The following is a 227-nucleotide window of genomic DNA, read 5'->3' as shown; positions in this document are numbered from 1 at the left end:
GGTGCGGGCGGCGCCCGGATGTGGATGGAAGAGCGGATCGGCAAGCGCATCAACAACGAGCGCGTCGAGGAGGCCCTGTCCCTGAACCCGGACATCGTCTCCACGGCCTGCCCGTTCTGCCTGGTCATGCTCACCGACTCGGTCAACGGCAAGAAGAACGACGGCCAGGCCAAGGAACACGTCACCGTCGTCGACGTCGCCCAGCTCCTCCTCGACTCCGTCAAGAC

1 protein-coding gene is annotated in these 227 nt (G+C 65.6%); it reads left to right on the top strand.

Annotation, left to right across the window (positions count from 1 at the left end; all coding sequences use genetic code 11):
* Positions 1–227: heterodisulfide reductase-related iron-sulfur binding cluster (locus IO30_RS41170; protein ID WP_245234263.1), on the top strand; the 227-nt coding region annotated here is incomplete at both ends.

The organism is Streptomyces xanthophaeus, from assembly GCF_000725805.1.
GTDB classification, from domain to species: Bacteria; Actinomycetota; Actinomycetes; order Streptomycetales; family Streptomycetaceae; genus Streptomyces; species Streptomyces xanthophaeus.
This window is presented reverse-complemented; position numbering and strand designations above follow the sequence as displayed.